General features: G+C 59.9%; 1 protein-coding gene. It reads left to right on the plus strand.

Annotated features, from left to right (window positions below; genetic code table 11):
• On the plus strand, positions 1 to 1,165 hold a 1,165-nt coding region (locus A2I95_RS40480), incomplete at both ends, for a TonB-dependent receptor (RefSeq protein ID WP_291737955.1).

Genomic DNA, 1,165 nt, shown 5'->3' on the forward strand with positions numbered 1-1,165 from the left:
CTATTACACCCGCCGCCGCATCGCCTCGCTGCGCTATGAAAGCAGCAATGAAACCGGCCTCTGGGACCCTTCGGCGACCTTTGGTTTCTCCGACATCAACGTTGACCGCCCTTCCGATCCGTTCGGCGATTCCACTTCCACCAGTTCAAACACCTACTCGCTGACGTTGCAGAACGATTTCCACCTGTCCGACAGCAACACGATCACGGCCGGCGTGGATTATCAGGTCCGCGAAAGCACGGTGAAGGCCACCTGGGTCAACGGGCTGACCGGGGAGGAAAGCAAGAACTTCGGCGTCTTCGCCCAGGCCCGGCTTGAACCCACCAACCGCCTCAGCGTTTCTGCCGGCGTCCGCTATGATTGGCAGGACTTCACCGGCCAGGATTTCGCCCAGTCCGGCACCCCGTTCACCGATTCCCCGTCCGGGGCAAGCGGCAACCTGTCACTGGTTTATGACGTGACCGACTCGCTGTCGCTGCGGGCCGGCTATTCCAACGTCTTTGGCGGTTACGATCTGGAAGACAACTTCCTGTTCTATCAGGCCTGGAACTATGCGGGCCTGCGGGCCTCGCGCGCTAAGAACATCATCCTTGGTGCCGACTGGCAGCGCGGCAACTGGACATTGGGCGGCGAGCTGTTCAAGACCAATATCGGCAATGTCCGCGGTGTCACCCGGACCGGTGCTGTCGTCGGCAACGACTTCGAAAGCAAAGGCTTCAACCTGGCCGCAACCTATGGCTGGGACAGCGGCTTTGCCCGCTTCACCATGAACAGCAGCGACATCGAATTCAACGGCCAGCCGGCGGAGAGCTTCTTTGTCGTCGACTCGGGCACTCCGATCGGCAAAGTTCTGGCCTTTGAGGTGCAGCAGGAAATCCCAACCATGAATCTGCTGGTCGGCGGCAGCGTCGAGGCCGGCCTGTCGAACGACAATGGCGTCTATGAAACCTACACCCAAAAGCAGGAAAGCTATCAGGTTCTGAACCTCTTCGCCGAATACAGCCCGCCATCCCTTGGCAACGTCACCATCCGGGCGGCCATCGACAACGTGTTCGACACCCAATACGCCGACCGGGCCACCTATGGCACCGAATACACCGCTGCGTCGCTGACCTCGATCAAGGAACCGGGCCGCAATATCTCGGTTGTTGCCACCCTTAAGTTC

This window comes from Leisingera sp. F5, assembly GCF_001593695.1.